4 protein-coding genes are annotated in these 2,502 nt (G+C 42.5%); 3 read left to right on the top strand and 1 reads right to left on the bottom strand.

Annotated features, from left to right (window positions below; all coding sequences use genetic code 11):
* From H6S82_RS28785 to H6S82_RS28775, 3 genes are all read left to right on the top strand, one after another.
* The coding region (locus H6S82_RS28785; protein WP_191057141.1) for a DUF1778 domain-containing protein at nucleotides 1–212 on the top strand (212 nt) is incomplete at its 5' end.
* Nucleotides 187–705 carry a GNAT family N-acetyltransferase gene (locus tag H6S82_RS28780; RefSeq protein WP_190461857.1) on the top strand — a complete coding sequence of 173 codons (519 nt, stop codon included), beginning with the start codon at nucleotides 187–189 and terminating at the stop codon, nucleotides 703–705. The genes H6S82_RS28785 and H6S82_RS28780, both read left to right, overlap by 26 nt.
* A 134-nt stretch (nucleotides 706–839) precedes the next feature.
* Nucleotides 840–1,514 (top strand): HAD family hydrolase, encoded by a 675-nt coding sequence (locus H6S82_RS28775; RefSeq protein WP_242057149.1) that lies wholly within the window; start codon nucleotides 840–842, stop codon nucleotides 1,512–1,514.
* A gap of 65 nt (nucleotides 1,515–1,579) precedes the next feature.
* Here H6S82_RS28775 and H6S82_RS28770 read toward each other — a convergent pair whose 3' ends face one another.
* Nucleotides 1,580–2,386: a hypothetical protein gene (locus H6S82_RS28770; RefSeq protein WP_190461859.1), complete on the bottom strand. Its 807-nt coding sequence runs from the start codon at nucleotides 2,384–2,386 to the stop codon at nucleotides 1,580–1,582.
* Nucleotides 2,387–2,502 lie beyond the last annotated feature (116 nt).

Below are 2,502 nucleotides of genomic sequence, written 5' to 3'. Positions count from 1 at the left end.
GGCTTACTTTGACAGATTTCGTCATCGCTAGCGTTCAAGCAGCAGCTTCCAAGGTGATCGAACAGCACCAAACACTCAAACTTAACCTTGAGGATAGTGAAGCTTTTGTGAATACTCTCCTGAATCCGCCGCCGCCAAATGAAGCACTGAAAGCAGCCGCTTTGCGTTACAAACAAGTGATGAATAATGGGACTGACGATCGAACCTCTTGATAGCCGCAAGCATAATCGCTCAACTTTCTGTTGTGGGAAAGAAAGCCTGGACAATTACATCCGCAAACAAGCATCCCAGGATCTCAAGAAGCGAGTGGCAATGGTATTTGTTTTAGTTGATTCTCCCAACACTGATGTTATTGCCTATTACAGCCTTTCTTCCTACACGATCGCATTAACAGAATTGAGCGAATCTTTTGCCAAAATTTTGCCTCGGTATCCCCTACTTCCTGCTACTTTGCTCGGTCGTCTTGCAGTCGATCGCACTCAGCAAGGTAAACGTATAGGTGAGTTAATTTTACTAGACGCGCTTAAGAAAGCACTAGAGGCAACATCACAAGTGGCATCTTTAGCTGTAATAGCAGAAACTTTGGATGAAGAAGCAGTTAAATTTTATCAAAAGTATGGTTTTGAACCGTTTAAACAAAACCCGATGAAACTATATTTACCCATGCAAGCTGTGGAAGTACTTTGTCAAACTTTTAATATCTAGAGGATATTGCTACGCAACGCTAGCCCGATCGCACCATCAAACTATGCCCAAAGTATCAAACTCCTCCTCATAGAGACAGATGAGGGTTTGCGATCGCTATGTCAATATCGAACAATTAAAGGTTGCAGGAGAAGATGATGGCGCTAGAGGGTGTAATTTTAGATGTGGACGGAACTCTGGTTTTAAGCAATGATGCTCACGCACAAGCTTGGGTAGAGGCATTTGCTGACTATGGGTATGAAATTCAGTTTGAAAAAGTGCGCCCCCTCATCGGTATGGGTGGCGATCTGGTAATTCCGAAAATGGTGGCGGAACTCAATAGCGAGGAGGGTGTTGGCAAACAAATTTCCGAGCGCCGCAAGGAATTGATTATCAAGAAATTCTCTTCCCAGTTAGTTTCCGCCAATGGTTCGCGAGAGTTAGTTCAAAAGATGCAGGACGCTGGGTTACATTTAATTATTGCTAGTTCGGCTACTTCGCAAGAGATGGATGTTTTGCTCAAAATTGCCGGTGTAGACGATTTAATTCCGGAACATACAACTTCTAACGATGCAGAAAACTCAAAACCAGCACCGGATATTGTGGAGGTAGCTTTGAAAAAAGCTAACCTGGAACCGGATAAAGCGCTGATGTTGGGCGATACTCCTTACGATATTGAATCTGCTGGAAAAGCGGGAGTAGGAGTTATTGCTTTTCGTTGCGGTGGTTTTAGCGATGAGCAATTGTCTGATGCGATCGCAATCTACGACGATCCAGCGGATCTGCTGCAACAGTACGATCGCTCTCCCCTAGCTGAAATGGCTTCCTAGAGGCTCAGAAACCGGGTTTCTGACAATTCACGCAGATAAACCCGGTTTCTTTTGGCTGACAATCCCTAAATTTTAAACACCTGAAAAATATCTCGATAGCCGTTTTTGGCAGTTGCTTCTAATTCTTTCCTTTCCGTTTCAGTAAAATTAGTTTGCATTTTCCCATCATCGGAAAATACAACTTCTAACCGCCCATTATCATCGAAAATAACAAGATCGCTATTATGGAAAAAGCGAATTGCCCTCACTTTATTATTCTCAAACCAAAATCCTAAACCATCTCCCGCTTCGGTAATAACTTCGGAAGCTTGCACAGGTTGACCGTTGATGGTGCAAATTTGATAGGTTATGTTACCTTGCGTTTTTTTGGTTTCTTGGCAACCTTGAGTGATTTGTTCGAGTAGTCGCACTTTGGTGTTATAAAATGCTTCCTCGGTTGCAGGTTCAATTCGATTGCCTAACGAACAAACATAACCTGATATAGTTGCTTGTAGGCTATCTGTTTCAATATTTTGCCATGTTGCATTGGGTAAGGAAACGAAACTAGCCTTAGTTTTAGATTCAAACGAGCCTTGACGAATTGACCTTTGTTTGTTAGTTACGCAATCTGTTTCTATGCGACCGTAAGTACCGTCAGGTTGAATCAAATCGTAGGTGATTACACTTTGACTTTCATCTAATTTTATGCTATTCGTGTCAATGTAGATCGGTTCAGATCCGGTATCTGGAACGGCTTGCCATTTTGCACCGGTGAAATCTGCGGATAAATTTTGATAGGAGGCGATCGCAGAATTTGGCAGAAACCCGAAAGCGATCGAAGCAAAAGATAGGAATCGGAAAAGTTTCTTATGTTTTGTCGTGGTGAGTTGCATGAAGGTAATCGCTATTTTCTGTTATTCTTAACCTGTTTTTGGTTGGCTTTAACTGCCCTATATTCTACAATGAATGGGGGAATAGGCTTGAGAAACCGGGTTTCTTTACGCAAGAA

It is taken from the genome of Planktothrix sp. FACHB-1355, assembly GCF_014748295.1.
In the GTDB taxonomy this organism is placed as follows: Bacteria; Cyanobacteriota; Cyanobacteriia; order Cyanobacteriales; family Aerosakkonemataceae; genus Aerosakkonema; species Aerosakkonema funiforme_A.
The sequence above is the reverse complement of the archived record's forward strand: the minus strand, read 5'-3'. Positions and strand labels throughout refer to the sequence as shown.

Excerpts from the sequence above, each read along its gene's own strand:
- H6S82_RS28780 (WP_190461857.1), top strand. The coding sequence starts at position 187 with ATGGGACTGACGATCGAACCTCTTGATAGCCGCAAGCATAATCGCTCA.
- H6S82_RS28775 (WP_242057149.1), top strand. The coding sequence starts at position 840 with ATGATGGCGCTAGAGGGTGTAATTTTAGATGTGGACGGAACTCTGGTT.
- H6S82_RS28770 (WP_190461859.1), bottom strand. The coding sequence starts at position 2,386 with ATGCAACTCACCACGACAAAACATAAGAAACTTTTCCGATTCCTATCT.